This window comes from Aquirufa sp. A-Brett2-W8 (genome assembly GCF_054558755.1).
In genome coordinates, this window is the sequence record NZ_JBPXKS010000003.1 from 65,343 (window position 1) to 80,434 (window position 15,092).

General features: G+C 41.3%; 15 protein-coding genes and 1 tRNA gene. 6 read left to right on the forward strand and 10 right to left on the reverse strand.

Going from position 1 to position 15,092, the window contains the following annotated elements:
• Nucleotides 1–72 precede the first annotated feature (72 nt).
• Nucleotides 73–1,050 carry a glycosyltransferase family 9 protein gene (locus ACST13_RS02175; protein ID WP_459521583.1) on the forward strand — a complete coding sequence of 326 codons (978 nt, stop codon included), beginning with the start codon at nt 73–75 and terminating at the stop codon, nt 1,048–1,050.
• Here the strand turns inward: ACST13_RS02175 and ACST13_RS02180 are convergent.
• Genes ACST13_RS02180 through ACST13_RS02190 form a run of 3 tightly spaced genes read right to left on the reverse strand, consistent with a single transcriptional unit; the run spans nt 1,047 to nt 2,571 of the window.
• Complete coding sequence (locus tag ACST13_RS02180; protein ID WP_459521584.1) at nt 1,047–2,030, reverse strand: type II toxin-antitoxin system HipA family toxin; 984 nt, start codon at nt 2,028–2,030, stop codon at nt 1,047–1,049. The two genes, ACST13_RS02175 and ACST13_RS02180, sit on opposite strands and share 4 nt — an antisense overlap.
• Nucleotides 2,031–2,324 (reverse strand): HipA N-terminal domain-containing protein, encoded by a 294-nt coding sequence (locus ACST13_RS02185; protein WP_459521585.1) that lies wholly within the window; start codon nt 2,322–2,324, stop codon nt 2,031–2,033.
• Nucleotides 2,325–2,331: 7 nt separating this feature from the next.
• Nucleotides 2,332–2,571, reverse strand: a complete 240-nt coding sequence (locus ACST13_RS02190; RefSeq protein ID WP_459521586.1) for a helix-turn-helix transcriptional regulator — start codon at nt 2,569–2,571, stop codon at nt 2,332–2,334.
• A 196-nt stretch (nt 2,572–2,767) separates the two neighbouring features.
• On the opposite strand from ACST13_RS02190, the gene ACST13_RS02195 reads away from it, so the two are divergent.
• Genes ACST13_RS02195 through ACST13_RS02205 form a run of 3 tightly spaced genes read left to right on the forward strand, consistent with a single transcriptional unit; the run spans nt 2,768 to nt 3,751 of the window.
• Nucleotides 2,768–3,193 carry a hypothetical protein gene (locus ACST13_RS02195; RefSeq protein WP_459521587.1) on the forward strand — a complete coding sequence of 142 codons (426 nt, stop codon included), beginning with the start codon at nt 2,768–2,770 and terminating at the stop codon, nt 3,191–3,193.
• A gap of 5 nt (nt 3,194–3,198) precedes the next feature.
• Nucleotides 3,199–3,396, forward strand: a complete 198-nt coding sequence (locus ACST13_RS02200) for a PspC domain-containing protein (protein ID WP_459521588.1) — start codon at nt 3,199–3,201, stop codon at nt 3,394–3,396.
• A gap of 19 nt (nt 3,397–3,415) precedes the next feature.
• Complete coding sequence (locus tag ACST13_RS02205; protein ID WP_459521589.1) at nt 3,416–3,751, forward strand: DUF6150 family protein; 336 nt, start codon at nt 3,416–3,418, stop codon at nt 3,749–3,751.
• Between the two features lie 62 nt (nt 3,752–3,813).
• On the opposite strand, the gene ACST13_RS02210 is transcribed toward ACST13_RS02205, so the two are convergent.
• The 3 genes from ACST13_RS02210 to ACST13_RS02220 form a co-directional block, all read right to left on the reverse strand.
• Nucleotides 3,814–3,886 (reverse strand) — tRNA-Thr (locus ACST13_RS02210).
• Nucleotides 3,887–3,947: 61 nt separating this feature from the next.
• Complete coding sequence (locus ACST13_RS02215) at nt 3,948–5,882, reverse strand: DUF349 domain-containing protein (RefSeq protein WP_459521590.1); 1,935 nt, start codon at nt 5,880–5,882, stop codon at nt 3,948–3,950.
• A 24-nt stretch (nt 5,883–5,906) separates the two neighbouring features.
• Nucleotides 5,907–7,382: a glycine--tRNA ligase gene (locus ACST13_RS02220; protein WP_459521591.1), complete on the reverse strand. Its 1,476-nt coding sequence runs from the start codon at nt 7,380–7,382 to the stop codon at nt 5,907–5,909.
• Nucleotides 7,383–7,503: 121 nt separating this feature from the next.
• Between ACST13_RS02220 and ACST13_RS02225 the strand changes: the two genes are divergently transcribed.
• A complete protein-coding gene (locus ACST13_RS02225; protein WP_459521592.1) occupies nt 7,504–8,370 on the forward strand; it encodes a carbon-nitrogen hydrolase in 867 nt (288 codons plus the stop codon).
• 165 nt (nt 8,371–8,535) lie between these two features.
• Here ACST13_RS02225 and polA read toward each other — a convergent pair whose 3' ends face one another.
• On the reverse strand, nt 8,536–11,355 hold the full coding sequence (gene polA, locus ACST13_RS02230) for a DNA polymerase I (protein WP_459521593.1): 2,820 nt from the start codon (nt 11,353–11,355) through the stop codon (nt 8,536–8,538).
• A 65-nt stretch (nt 11,356–11,420) separates the two neighbouring features.
• Between polA and pdxH the strand changes: the two genes are divergently transcribed.
• Entirely contained in the window at nt 11,421–12,053 is a 633-nt protein-coding gene (gene pdxH / locus ACST13_RS02235; RefSeq protein ID WP_459521594.1) for a pyridoxamine 5'-phosphate oxidase, read from the forward strand.
• Nucleotides 12,054–12,239: 186 nt separating this feature from the next.
• Here the strand turns inward: pdxH and bshB1 are convergent, their stop codons facing one another.
• From bshB1 to trxB, 3 genes are read right to left on the reverse strand one after another with little or no spacing between them, the layout of a single operon-like run.
• Nucleotides 12,240–12,935, reverse strand: coding sequence for a bacillithiol biosynthesis deacetylase BshB1 (gene bshB1 / locus ACST13_RS02240; RefSeq protein WP_459521595.1), 696 nt, complete (start codon nt 12,933–12,935; stop codon nt 12,240–12,242).
• A 15-nt stretch (nt 12,936–12,950) separates the two neighbouring features.
• A complete protein-coding gene (locus ACST13_RS02245; protein WP_459521596.1) occupies nt 12,951–14,060 on the reverse strand; it encodes a peptidoglycan DD-metalloendopeptidase family protein in 1,110 nt (369 codons plus the stop codon).
• A gap of 9 nt (nt 14,061–14,069) precedes the next feature.
• Nucleotides 14,070–15,008, reverse strand: a complete 939-nt coding sequence (trxB, locus tag ACST13_RS02250) for a thioredoxin-disulfide reductase (RefSeq protein WP_459521597.1) — start codon at nt 15,006–15,008, stop codon at nt 14,070–14,072.
• Between the last annotated feature and the right edge of the window lie 84 nt (nt 15,009–15,092).

The following is a 15,092-nucleotide window of genomic DNA, read 5'->3' on the forward strand; positions in this document are numbered from 1 at the left end:
CTAAATTTAAATTAAAACATTTACAATAGAAATTCTCCCGGGATGAATTAACTTTAAATTCAGAATTTAATTATGCGTCTACTTTTTATTCGTTTTTCGGCCATCGGTGACATCGTTTTAGCTTCCCCAGCACTTCGTTGTGCGAAGCAGCAGATTCCTGGTGTGGAGATTCATTTCTTAACAAAGAAGTCGATGAAGGCGGTAACTGAGGCGAATCCATACGTAGATCACTTTCATTATTTCGAAAATGATTTAACCGCCACCATCCAAGAATTAAAGGCCTTTTCCTTCGATTATATCATCGATTTGCATAAGAATTTGCGCAGTTTGCGGATTCGTAAGGCCTTAGGTGTCCCTTATTTATCCTATAATAAACTGAGTGTTGCGAAGTTTTTATTAACCAAATTCGGAGTCAATCGGATGCCTGAGCGTCATATTTCATTGCGAAGCGTGGATACCTTATCCCCATTAGGCGTCACCTACGACGGAAAGGGGCTGGATTATTTTGTTCCGTCCGGCACTAGTGAGCCCTCTTTTTTTCCTGGCGGCTATGTGGCTTTAGTCATTGGAGCTTCCTATTTTACGAAGAAATTGCCTTTAGAATCATTGAAGGTAGTATGTTCCCAAATTCCGTACCCCATCGTCCTAGTGGGTGGGAAAGAGGAAAAAGCGGATGGGGACGAATTAGCATTACTGGATCCTGCGCGCATCGTAAATACCTGCGGCACTTATTCTTTGCATGAATCTGCTTTAATTGTTTCCAAAGCCCGAGAAGTCATCTCACATGACACCGGCATGTTATATATCGCTTGTGCGTTTGATAAAAATGTGATTGCCATCTGGGGAGCCACATCGCCCGCCCTACAAGTGGAACCATTGATGTCTGCGGAATCCTCTGCTCGCATTTTTCAATCTATTGTGCCTGACTTAAGCTGTCAACCTTGCTCGAATTTTGGGACAAAAACATGTCCTAAAGGCCATTTTGATTGTATGAAAAAACAGGATTTACCTGGGATTATCAGGACGGTAGAGGAGATGTGGGACGTTTAGGTGTATTTTAACCGCTTTAGTCTCCCTTGGTAGCTTTGCAAATAGTTTTTTTGAGCACTTTCATCCAGGAAAGAATTTCTTATTAATCTTTCGACCTCTGTTGGGTTCGCTAGCATTTGAGTTATAATGCGTTCCACCATCTTCTCTGGGATATGGGCCAGTTTACCCAATTGTTGAAATTGGTTCAGTATTTTGCCTTGGTATTGTGATTTAGGGTAGAGACCACCTTGAAGTGCGAAATCAATTTCTGCCTGGTGCATCTCTGTGTTTAAAAGATCATAGGCAGGGCTCAAAACGAAATCCCCATCGGATGTTTCCAATAAGGAGAAATTCTTTAGATGCGCGTCCCCATTCGAGAATAGGTAATTAAAAAGGATGAGTTTAAATAGTTTAGAAGCTTCGACAGCATAAGCAGGCACGAATTGTTGCATGATTTGGAACAATTCGAGGTAATTTCCTTCGTATTTGTAATTAATGCCATGGGTTTGTGGTGTTCTGCCTGCTAAAACGGCAAAGTCCTCTTTTGCCAGCTTTTGTCCTGCCTCATTATAGTCGAAGCGTTTCGTTAAATAGGCCATTTCTCCATTTTGGAAGAATATAATCCCATTCTCCGCTGTCTCGATTTGAAACACCTGCCGGGCAATCTGCATCGTTAGATGTTCGTTTGCAGGCATCCCGTGTTTATTCCTCCCTAAGGTAGGAATCGGCTTCAAAAGGTACTGCCCGCTTTCCCCTGGTTGTGCAAGTCGCAATTTATTCTTCTCTAATACCAAAGAATATTTCTCCTGAGCCCCAGCAATTGACATACTGGTTCTATTCTCAAAGAAAGTACCAGCCACTAATTCAGAACTCGACGGAGAATCATAAGGAAGTACATGGGCGACTTTATGATTAGAGAAAAGTCGCTGAACGGCAGAGCGGCTGTAGCTTGTATTTCCTTCCGTTAACGTACTTGGACAAAAGAGGAGTTGGGTATACATTTAGTTCAGTGACTGATGAATGGTGATGGCTCCACTCGTATCAAATTGAGCGGTGTGAAGTAGCATTCCAAAATGATCCGCCGGGTCTATCTTCTTGAATTTACAGACCGCCTGTTTGTTTGCTCCCTCCGGTAATAAATGAAAAAATACGGGGAAGAGGTGAGGGGATTTGAACTCCTTTTTTGACTTCGGCATGGTCAAACTTATGGCCGGTTTTTTCTTGTCTTCAAGCCATGTTTCTAAATACCGAAAATGAAAACTTCCGTTAGCTAATTGGCTCAAAATTCCTGCCATTTCAGTCTTATATAGAATCGTTATCGACCTCATTTTCTATGCTTGTATTTTTAATTTCTAATCGCAATTCTAACCCTAAAACATCAGCTAATTTTTGAATGGTTTCTAAGGTCGGATTACCTTTACCTGCTTCCAATTGTTTAATCGTTCTTAAGCTGACACCTGTTAACAAAGAGAGCGTTTCTTGAGTCACTTGCAGTCTAATTCGGCGCTTTTTCAGGGTTTCAATGAGGTTATTTAGGTGCATTATAATGCTCTTTTGGTTATTATAATTTCGAAAAATAGCTTATTTCAGTATATTATGTGCAATATAATGCACTTTTAAATGAAAATGAAGATTTTCGATTCCTTTTTTAATAATAACCGTTAAATAAATACTTTCGACAAAATAGATGTACTATATTATAAGTTCTTAAATTCAATAAAACATAAAATTGTATCCCATGACGAATTCAACTGTGAAGCAAAGACAAGACTCAAGTGGTCCTAGTTCGTCTAGAAATTTATACCTATTATTTTTACTTCTTTTGTGTATTGGAGCCTTTGCAACGAACCCTTCTTCTGCTGAACATAAGCTCATTTTGAAAGACAAAATACGGCAATTATTGAACTCAGAAATCGATAAACTAAAGAGTGAAAATGACAATGAATTTGCTCAATTAGGGGCAACGTTTGGAGCTGCAATTGGAGGTGCATTTACAGATAAGTTTGTAGATGAAAATGTAGTTATTGATGACTATTATTTATTCTCAATTACCAATGTTCGTTGGGATGGAAAGATCAAAATGGTAGGGGTGGGGATATTCGGAAAAGTCATTTTACACCCCGATATAGAGAAAAAATTGAAGGATGGTTTACCTAAAAATTGATTTTTATGGACAGAAATGCAAATGATAGATGGCTAGGTGGCGTATTAGGTGGAATGGCTAGGTCATTCGGAATTTCCTCTGGTGTATTACGGGCTATTTTCATCGTTTTATCGCTAGGTATTGGTGGTTTGACCTTTGGTATAAGCCTTGGCGCTGTAATCTTGATTTATTTAATTTTTTGGATGACTTTGTCCAAGCAGTAGATAATTAATTATAAATTATATGAAAAAAATAGCTTTGTTAGGCGTTATCCTTTTATTTAGCTTTTCAGCTAAGTGTCAAAAGATCTTTTCTGTAGACTATGAAAGCCAAGCAGATGTTAAAGTATTTGTCGTTAATTATGAAAGTCAAGCTGATTTAAAAGTTTTCAAAGTGAAATACGAAAGTCAAGCAGGAATGAATGATGGCAAGTGGTTCTTTACTTCTTATGTGAGTCAAGCTAAGAGGAAGATCTATTTTGTTCGCTACGAAAGCCAAGCCGATTTGAAAGTGTATTTCGTTAATTATGAGAGTCAGGCTGGCTGGCGTAATTCATCTAAGCAGCATTTGATGTATTAATTACTTGTTCGGTTGAACTGCCACTAAAACAAAAAAGCCCGACATTGCTGTCGAGCTTTTTGAGCCTCCTATCGGGATCGAACCAATGACCTACTGATTACAAATCAGTTGCTCTACCAGCTGAGCTAAGGAGGCGCATTTGAGTTCACAAAAGTAAGCCAAATGGATTAAAACGCAAAAGATTGATTGAAAAAAATTAATCTTTTTTCAATTGTGCGAGTTCTTTTTCCGCTTGAGCGATTTTCTTTTCAACTTCCTCTCGTAGTTTATCCGAGTTTTTAGACTTCGCAAAGAATTCTAAGTTATTGGTTAACACGGCGATATCATTTTCAAGAGTTTGAATTTTCTTCCGCGCATCTGGACCAGCTGATTTTTTCTCCTCCCCACCTGTATTTGCTTCAGAAGCCAACGATTTCAATTCAAAGCCCCATGCTGCTAATTGTTCTTTCGGTTGTGTACTTGCTAAATCAATCAAAGCATTCCACGTGGTGCGGAAACTTTCTTGAATTGCTTTTACATCTCTTCGTGGTACGAAGCCGATTGCGTCCCATGCCGCTTTCTTTTGGCCTAAAGAAGCTAAAAGACTAGGATCCTGTAACATAGCTTCCATTTCGGTTAGAATCGCTTTCTTAGCCTCTAAATTCGCATCGAACTCTATATCCTTCGCATTCTTACCTTTTTCGCGCGTTAAATTAAAGTAATCATCACACGCTGCCTTGAATTTCGCGTAGATGGAATCTTTTTGTTTTTCTGGTACGTGACCGATCTCCTTCCACTTTTTCTGTGTTTCGATGACCATTTGAGTCACTTCAGGGGTGATGGTGCCCGTTTCTACGATACCATTTACCTGGTCTATTAAGGCTTGCTTCGCGGCTAAGTTCGCTTTGCGTTCTGCATCGATTTTCGAGAAGAACTCACTCTTATGTTTGAAGAAAGTTTTTAAGTCTGACCAAAAGTTATGACTCACCTCTTTTCCTCCATCACGAGGCAATCCACCTTTTAAATTATTCCATTGCTCTTGTAGCGCTAAAACGGCTTTAGATGCCTGATTCCACTCGCTAATATTAGCTGCAGTGAAGCTTGCATAATGCTTCATCAGATCTGCGATTTCACGCTTCACTTTTAAATTATCCGAGAAAACTTGTTTTTGCGCATCATTTAGAGCTCTTTTTTGTTCAAAAAGTACATCTAATGATTTCTTAACACGCGTCCAAAGTGCCTCATTATCGTCTCTATTCGCAGGTCCAATGTGCTTATACTCTTCGAAAAGTTCTTCTGCTTCTTTTAACAGTTTCTGAACATTTCCTCCTTCACTAATGGCAGCAGCCATTAGCTCAAGTTTAGCCGCAATAACCTCTTTAGCTTGTAAATTTTTCTTACGATCTAATTCTAATAATTCGAAGAAAATACTTCTATTACTATAGAAACGATCCACTAAGGCATGATAACTCTGCCAAAGCGTTTGATTCATCGGACCTTGCACACTTCCTAAACCTTTCCACTCTTCTTGAATCTTCTTGAAGGCCTTAAAGCTAGCATTTACGTGTGCAGGATCTGAATTATCATCCGAATCTACTAATGTTCTTAATTCATTGATTAAACGCGTTTTCCCTTCTAACGCCTTCTCTCTTAATTTCTCTAAATTAGAGAAGAAAGCAGACCTCTCTGTTCGAATAAAGGCAGATATAGCGTCGATTTTTTGCGAGATTTCATCCCCCTTAAAAGAGAATCCTTCTTCTGAATCTTCATTTCCAGCTTTAAAAGCAGCTAAAGCCTCAGCGCGTTCGCCCTGCTTAATGGCTTCCCAAACTGTTCTAACTTCTTTCGTTAATTCATCGACCTTTTTAAAATTCGCCGATGAGGCGCTCGCTTGAAGAATGGCTTTCAATTGCTCATAAAAAGCAAGAATGCTCTCTTTTGTTGCTTTTGAAAGGTCTAAACTTGGAAATTCCACAGACTTTTCTTCTACCACAGGAAAAACAACTTCAGCTGGAGCTGCTGCTTCGACTACAGTCTCTTCAACAGCGGTCTCTTCGACTGCGGTAACCTCTTCGATAGGAGTGGGGGTGGTTTCTGGTGCTTCGTTCGTTGTTTCCAATTCTTCAGCTGGATTCGTCTCTTCGGTGATCATAATCGTCGTTGTTTGCGTTTTAACTTAACAGTTTTCAAAAATACGCTCCATCGATACAGCATGACCAATTTTCTCTTTTAGGTCTGCTATAGAAATGCGCTCTTGGGTCATCGTGTTGCGATCGCGAACGGTCACGGTGTTGTCTTCCATGGTTTGGTAATCCACCACCACACAATACGGTGTTCCAATTAAATCTTGACGAGTATAACGCTTGCCTATGGCGCCTCCATCGTCGTACGTGGTATTAAAGGCAAATTTAATGTTCTTAACAATCTCTTGCGCTTTCTCTGCTAAACCATCCTTCTTGACTAACGGAAGCACAGCTACTTTCACAGGAGCTAAAGCTGCGTGGAAATTCAAGTAAACACGTTGTTTTTCTTGATCCCCTTCGCCCACCGTTTCTTCTGTATAGGCATTGCAAAGAATCGCTAAGAATAAACGATCAGCCCCTACGGACGTTTCGACTACATAAGGTATGTAATTTTCGTTTATTTCTGGGTCAAAGTATTGTTGTTTTTTTCTAGATAAATCTTGGTGCGCTTTTAAGTCAAAATCCGTTCTTGAGTGGATTCCTTCCATCTCTTTAAAACCAAACGGGAATTTATACTCAATATCCACTGCCGCATTTGCGTAGTGTGCTAATTTGTCGTGATCATGAAACTTCAAAGAAGTAGCTGGTAAACCTAGTGCTTGATGGAATTTCATGCGTGTTTCTTTCCACTTTGCATACCATTCCATTTCCGTGCCAGGACGAACGAAGAATTGCATCTCCATTTGTTCGAATTCCCGCATGCGGAAGATGAAATTACGAGCTACGATCTCGTTACGAAACGCTTTTCCTATTTGAGCAATCCCAAAAGGAACCTTCATTCGGCCTGTCTTTTGGACATTCAAGAAATTCACAAAAATCCCCTGAGCTGTTTCAGGACGTAGATAAATCAAACTCGCATCCTCAGAAACTGCGCCTACTTGTGTCGAGAACATCAAATTAAATTGACGTACCTCAGTCCAATTAGCCGTGTTCGACACGGGGCATTTGATATTTTCATAAAGTATAATCTGGCGAACTCCGTCTAAATCTCCTGCATCTAAGCATTTCGCCATCTTTTGTAATAACGCCTTCGCCTCCGTCTCTTTTCCTTCATCCTCTAATTGCGCGGCTCTTTCTTCTAAAAGGGTATCAGCCCGATAACGCTTTTTAGAATCCTTATTATCAATCATAGGATCGTTGAACGAATCGACGTGACCTGATGCTTTCCATGTTAATGGGTGCATAAAAATCGATGCATCTAAGCCGACTACATTGTCATTCAACATGGTCATTGCTTTGTACCAAACCGCTTTTAGGTTGTTCTTAAGCTCAACACCATTTTGACCATAATCATATACCGCTTGCAAACCATCATAAATTTCCGAAGAAGGAAATACGAAACCATATTCTTTCGCGTGTGAAATAATTTCCTTCAATGCCGAGGCGGTATCTTGTTTTTTGTTTTCCATTAAATCGAAATAAATCTTGTCATATTGATTTGCAATTTACCGAAAAGAATCAAAGAATGAGGCTTGCAACGTGTTTTTTCTTAATTTTACCCAGATTTACAAGGTAATAACCAAGATATTGATGAAAAACGTTTCCTTCGCCTTAATTCAGCTATCCTGTAGCTCAACTGTTTCAGAAAACTGGCAAAAAACGATTTCCTCTATTCGCGACGCCGCGAGTAAAGGTGCGCAAGTGATTTGCTTGCAAGAATTGTTTAAATCGGTTTATTTCTGTTTTGAGGAAAAGCAGGATTTCTTTGCTTTGGCAGAGGCGATCCCGGGTCCATCGACGGAGGAATTAGGAGCTTTGGCGGCGGAATTAAAAGTCGTTATCATTGCCTCCTTATTTGAAAAGCGAGCAGCGGGACTTTATCATAACACTACGGCGGTGATTGATGCTGATGGAAAATACCTCGGAAAATACCGTAAAATGCACATTCCAGATGATCCGGGATATTATGAAAAATATTATTTCACTCCAGGAGATTTAGGTTACCAGGTTTTTGATACGATGTATGCCAAAATCGGTGTGCTGATCTGCTGGGATCAATGGTATCCCGAAGCAGCTCGTTTAACTGCCCTAAAAGGTGCCGAAGTTTTAGTGTATCCTACCGCCATCGGTTGGGATTTAGAAGAAAAAGACGGTGAAATCAACCGCGAACAATACCAAGCCTGGCAAACCATCCAGCGATCTCATTCAATTGCAAACGGCGTTCCTGTCGTTTCTGTGAACCGTGTAGGCGTAGAAAATGGTCAACAATTTTGGGGAGGGAGCTTTGTTTCCAATGCCTTCGGTCGCGTTATTTTCCAAGCCTCTCACGATCAAGAGGAAATCGCTTTAGTGGACGTCAACGTTGATTCTAGTGAATACTACCGTAGAACGTGGCCTTTCTTTAGAGATAGGAGGATTGATTCGTATGGGGGGATTACGGAGAGGTTTTTGGACTAAATTAAAGCATAAAGCACAGAGCATAAAGAATAAAGGTTGAATAAAAAGAGCTCGAAATTCGAGCTCTTTTTGATTTTATGAAATATTTTACCTGAAATCATCGCCGAAGGCGATTCCAACTCTGTGCTTTATGCTTTAAGCATTAAAAATCAGTGAAGCTGATTTTTAATGCGCTTCCAGCCAATTTTCGCCCACGCCAATGCCGGTTTCCATCGCGACACCTAAATCCATGGCCTCGCACATGATTTTATTAATCTGCACTTTTAGGTAGTCGACTTCGTCTTTATGCGCGTCGAACACCAATTCATCATGAACGGTTAGGATCATTTTTGATTTTAGGTTCTCTTTTTCGAGGAAGTCTTGGATTTGAATCATCGCGACTTTAATCATATCGGCGGCTGACCCTTGGATAGGGGCGTTGATGGCATTGCGTTCTGCAAATCCACGCTCGTTCATGTTTGCGGATAAGATATCACGTAAGTAGCGACGACGACCTAACACGGTTTCGACGTAGCCGTTTTCGCGGGCGTCGGCGATGCTTTGGTCCATAAAAGTCTTCACCTTAGGGAATTCGACGAAATATTGATCGATGATTTCCTTTGCTTCGGTACGTGAGATAGCTAATTGTGCGGCAAGCCCGAAAGCTGAAACACCATAAATAATCCCAAAATTCACCGTTTTCGCCTTGCGACGCATATCCGATGTGACTTCTTCTAAGGGAACATGGAATACTTTAGCGGCTGTCGCTTTGTGAACGTCTAGTCCGTTATTAAAGGCGTCCAGCATGGATTCGTCTTTAGAGAAGGCGGCCATGATGCGGAGTTCGATTTGGGAATAATCGGCTGATAAAATCAGGTAGTTTTCGTCGCGAGGAATGAAGGCCTTGCGGATTTCACGACCACGCACGGTACGAATCGGGATGTTTTGTAAGTTAGGATCCTTCGAAGACAGACGGCCGGTGGCTGTCACAGCTTGCATGAAGGAGGTGTGAATACGGCCCGTTTTAGGGGATATAAGTGCAGGAAGCGCATCTACATAGGTCGATTTCAATTTCTGCAATTCGCGGAAGTCAAGAATTAAAGAGGCGATTTCATGTTCCGATTCTAATTTAGATAGAACTTCTTCGCCCGTCATGTATTGACCTGTTTTGGTCTTTTTTGCTTTCGGATCTAGCTTTAATTTTTCGAACAAAATCTCCCCTAATTGCTTGGGCGAGGCGATGTTGAAAACTTGTCCAGAGGTCGCAAAAATCTTTTCTTGAACTGCCTTGGAATCTGCTTCCAAAGTTTTAGACATTTCCTGCAAAAAAGGAACATCTAAGTTTATACCCTCGCATTCTATCGCTGATAAAACACGTGCCAGCGGCATCTCAACTTCATGTAAGAGCTGAATAGCCTTGGGATTAATTGTTAATTGCTTATCTAAAAAGGGTTTTAATTGCAGGGTAATGTCTGCGTCTTCCGCAGCGTATTCTTTGATGAGGTTTAGCTCGACTTCCCGCATATTGCCTTGCTTAGCCCCTTTTTTACCGATTAAATTTTCAATCGACATGGGTTCGTAGCTTAGATAGGCGAATGCCAAAGCATCCATTCCGTGGCGTTTCTCCGGTTCGATCAGATAATGCGCGAGCATGGTGTCATAGGTTGCCCCTTTGATTTCAATGCCGTAATTACGCAGGACGCTCATGTCATATTTGATGTTTTGAGCGATTTTAATGGTGGATTCTTTGGCAAAAATAGCTTTAAATAAATCTGCCTGTGCCTGACAAGCAACCTGATCCTCCGGGAAAGGCACATAAAAGGCCTCACCTTTGCGGTAAGAGAAGGACATGCCCACTAACTGAGCCTCAATGGCCACTAAACTCGTCGTTTCGGTGTCAAAACAGAAGGAATCCTGGCGATCCAAAAAGCTAATCAATGATTTAATCGCACTTTCCCCTTGCACTAAATGGTATTGGTGCGCCGTATTGCTTAAATTTGAATAGCTGGTCGTGCTTTCGACTTCTTCTTCCGCTTCCACTGACGATGTGGCAGCGATAGGTGAACCGAACATATCCATCTGGTTCGAATCCACTTTAGGCGAAGCTTTCACTTTAGCCACCACGGGTTCGTCCTCTCCTAAAATTCGTTTGCGCAGCGTTCTAAATTCTAATTCTTCTAATAAGGGTTCTAATAAAGCGCGATTAGGTGGCGTTGCTACAAGTTTTTCCTCTTCATATTCAATAGGTACTTCGAGCATAATACGGGCCAAATGCTTTGAAAGGATGCCTTGCTCGCGGAAATTGACCAAATTTTCCTGCAATTTTCCTTTCAGTTGATCGGTATTATCTAATAAGTTTTCTAAAGAACCATATTGCTCGATCAGTTTTTGAGCAGTCTTTTCACCTACACCCGGGATGCCTGGGATATTATCCACCGCATCGCCCATCAAACCGAGCATATCAATCACTTGATCCACGTTTTCGATGTTCCAGCGTTGGCACACCTCTTTAGGCCCTAAAACCTCTACACCCTTACCCATAAAGGCAGGTTTGTACATCTTAATGCGCTCTTCTACTAATTGTCCATAATCCTTATCTGGAGTCATCATATAGACTACGATATCCGGATTCGCTCGCACCGCCTTCTTTGCAATTGTCCCAATCACATCATCCGCCTCATAGCCATCTAAAATCAAAATGGGGATATCCATGGCTTCTACTAAACGCTTCACGTAGGGAATTGCAATCGAAATATCTTCTGGTTGTTCCTGACGCTGAGCCTTGTACGGTGTGTATTCCACATGTCGAAAGGTAGGTTTAGGTGTGTCAAAAGCAACCCCCAAATAATCTGGTTTTTCCTTATTAATGACCTCTAAGATCGTATTTGCAAAGCCAAAAACGGCGGAAGTATTAATTCCCTTCGAAGAAATTCGAGGTGTTTTAGCAAAAGCAAAATGCGCGCGATAAATCAAAGCCATCGCGTCAAAAAGGAATAATTTTTTCATGTAATTCAGCTATATTTGGGGATAGAGATTGCCTTTGTAAATATAACAAATTTATCCTCGAAATTATGAACTTAGCAGACCTACGCTTGAACTACCAAAAAGGGGAATTACATGAAGCCCACGTACATCCTGATCCTTTTGCCCAATTTGCTACTTGGTTTAAAGAAGCTCAATCTTCTCAGCTAAATGAGCCTAATGCGATGTTTTTAAGTACTTTAAGTTCTTCAGGGCGTCCTTCAGGTCGTATCGTTTTATTAAAAACAGTCGATCATGGTTTTAGTTTTTTCACTAATTACGAATCCCGTAAAGGCCAGGAATTAGCTTTTACTTCGCAAGCGTCTGTCACTTTTTTTTGGGGAGAACTAGAACGCCAAATCCGCATCGAAGGTCACGTCGAAAAACTCTCTGTCGAATTATCTAGCGCCTATTTTCATTCTCGTCCGCGTGAATCTCAATTAGGGGCCTGGGTTTCAGAACAAAGTACCCGAGTTTCCCGCGAAGAATTAGAAAAACGTTACGCTGAACTAGCTGCGCAATACGAAGGCAAAACGATTCCTAAACCAGATCACTGGGGTGGCTATCGCTTAATTCCAGATTATTTCGAATTTTGGCAAGGCAGACCGTCACGCTTACACGACCGAGTAGTGTATGATGCTAGGGAGAAAGGGGAGTGGGAGTGTTATCGGGTAGCGCCTTAAAAGCGCCGTAGGCGCTTTTAAAATAATAAAGCATAAAGCACAAAGAATAAAGTTGGAATCAAAGAGGGCTCGAAATTTTGAGCCCTTTTTGATGATTACGTAGACAAAAAACATTTCATAAAGTGATCGCCGTAGGCGATTCAAACTCTATGCTTTATTCTTTGTGCTTTATGCTTTAAATAAAATTTAAATAAGAAATTTAAGTTCCAACGATCCTTGCTTTTGAAACCCTTCCCCGAACTTCACCCCAATCTTATGCCCCATTTCCATTGCTCGCGCTTGGATGAAGTTTAAGAAGTCTGGGCTAGAGATATAAGAGGTTGGCTCCGTTGAATTAGGATCGAAGAATTGACTTTTAAAGGCGCGTATAGCGGCTTCTTTTTGATCCCAGTGAGCAGAAATATCAACGACGAAATCAGGCTCTAGATACCGATCCTGAATGTAATGGTATACTTGTGCGGGTCTCCAGGCAGATAGGTCGCCTGTTTTGATTTGGCGTAATCCCGATAGAAAACAGGCATCAATGGCTAATTGTGCTCCTTTGCCATGGTCAGGATGGCGATCTACTAGGGCATTAGCTAAAACGATATCTGGCTGGTATTTGCGAATAATTTCGATAAGTTTCAATTGAGTCTTTTCATCGTTTCTGAAAAATCCATCTCGAATACCTAGGTTTTCTCTTGCGTGAAGTCCTAAAATTTTAGTGGCATCTGCCGATTCTTGTAAGCGAATTTCAGGAGTCCCCCGTGTGCCTAGTTCGCCTCTGGTAAAATCTACGATGCCTACTTTTTTACCGGCAGCAATGTGCTTTAAAATAGTTCCAGAACAGCTTAATTCAGCATCGTCTGGGTGAGCGGCCATGACAAGAATATCTAGTTTCATCGGAAATAACGGGAATTAATGGATACGGATTCGGCGCCCCGCTCGGATAGCCGATGAGTTCCTCATACCATTTAATTTTTTCAATTTAGCAATCGAAACGCCAGTACGTCTAGCAATGGCTCCTAGCGTATCCCCTTGACGAACCTTCGTCCAGGCTCTTGATCTAGAACGCACTTTATCCCCTACGGATCCGAATTCGTTTTTCAAAGAAAGTGAGCGAATGTCAAAAGATCGAGCGGTAATAATAATGTGATCAGAAACGGGTTCGAAGGGATTGAAGCTATAAATATTTTTAGGGTTCATCGGATTACCCTCATACCGTGTCTCAAAGTGCAAGTGGGAACCCGTACTGCGGCCGGTGCTTCCGCCCACGCCGATTTGATCGCCCGCTTTTACGATGGTTCCTGGCTCAGCGCCAGGGGAGGCTAAGTGGCCATATAAGGTCTCAAAGCCATTGTAATGACGAACTACCACATAATTGCCATAACCTGAGCGATCATAATGACTCACGCGAACAATTCCATCAAAAACAGAATTCACAGGGTAACCAGTTTCTAAGTCTAAATCTACACCTGCATGCAAACGTCCCCAACGAGGCCCAAAAGGACTCGTTTGTTTCACAATTTCTAAAGGTGCTGCCCAATTCCGACCTGCTGCTGTATTATACAATTCGATATCAACTGGCTCATCAAATTCTTTAGCATCAATATCGTATGGATCAATAATTTTCGTATCCCAAATCGCAAAATAAGAGGCTACAGACACGAAATCTTCCGTTCCTTCCGGCGCAACTTCTTCCTCGATTTCCACGATTAAATTCTCCCCTTCATCAATAGAAGTGGTATCAAAATTGCTGATACTGGCATTCAAAACCTTGATGGGTTCGAATTTGCGTACCTGCATTTCAGAACCTGCCGTCACTCCAATGGATTCGGTTTCGTTTCTAAATAGTAAAGGAGGTAGTTCATCTAAGTCATCTTTTTTCTTGTTCTTCTCTTGGAAAAGCTGCGAATTAGATTTGACTTCGATTTCTGTTTTTTTCTTGAATAAATTCCGCTCCTGAGCCTTCAAGCTTAAGCCCGTCAGCAGCAGTAAACATCCAAAAATATAGGTAATTAACCTCATAATACTTGATTAATGTAAATTGCTTGCCGCTAACCAACGCTCCGCGTCTAATGCCGCTATACAGCCAGTTCCTGCTGCGGTAATCGCCTGACGATAAATGGAATCTTGAACGTCTCCACAAGCAAAAACGCCTTCTATATTCGTTCGTGAACTTCCTTTTTCAGTAACTAGATATTCTTGCTTATCCATCTCTAATTGTCCCTTAAATATGGACGTATTAGGTTGGTGGCCTATAGCGACAAAGAAACCAGTTAAGGCGATTTCTTCTGTTGCTTTACTTATATTATTGACGATGCGAATGCCGGTTACCCCGTTCGCATCCCCTAAAATTTCTTCTGTTTCTGAATTCCAGTGGATCTCAATCTTCGGATTATTCTTCACGCGCTCTTGCATAATTAAAGAGGCACGCATTTCGCCACGACGTACGATTAAGTGTACTTTGGTACATAAATTAGCTAAATAACTAGCCTCTTCTGCTGCTGTATCACCCGCGCCTACCACAGCAACTGTTTGATTGCGATAGAAGAATCCATCACATACCGCACACGCCGAAACGCCTAATCCATTAAATGTCGTTTCTCCTTCTAGTCCTAACCATTTTGCACTAGCTCCTGTCGCGATAATGACTGCATCTGCTTCAATTTCAATTGTATCATCAACCCAAACTTTCTTAGGGGAGCTGGTAAAATCAACCTTAGTGGCCATTCCGAACCGAACATCCGTACCAAAACGCTTAGCTTGATTTTCTAAATCCACCATCATAGCGGGTCCATCAGTGCCTTGTGGGTAGCCGGGAAAATTGTCAACTTCTGTCGTCGTCGTTAATTGTCCACCTGGTTGACTGCCTTGGTACATGATGGGGTGTAAGCCTGCTCGTGAAGCATAAATAGCTGCGGTATAGCCGGCTGGGCCAGAACCGATAATAAGGCATTTGATTTTTTCTGACATGTTGATTTTTATCGAAAGGTAATTAGCCTACAAAATTCGGGAAATATAGGCAGAAACACAAGCGATGATTTTTCTTAATAATTC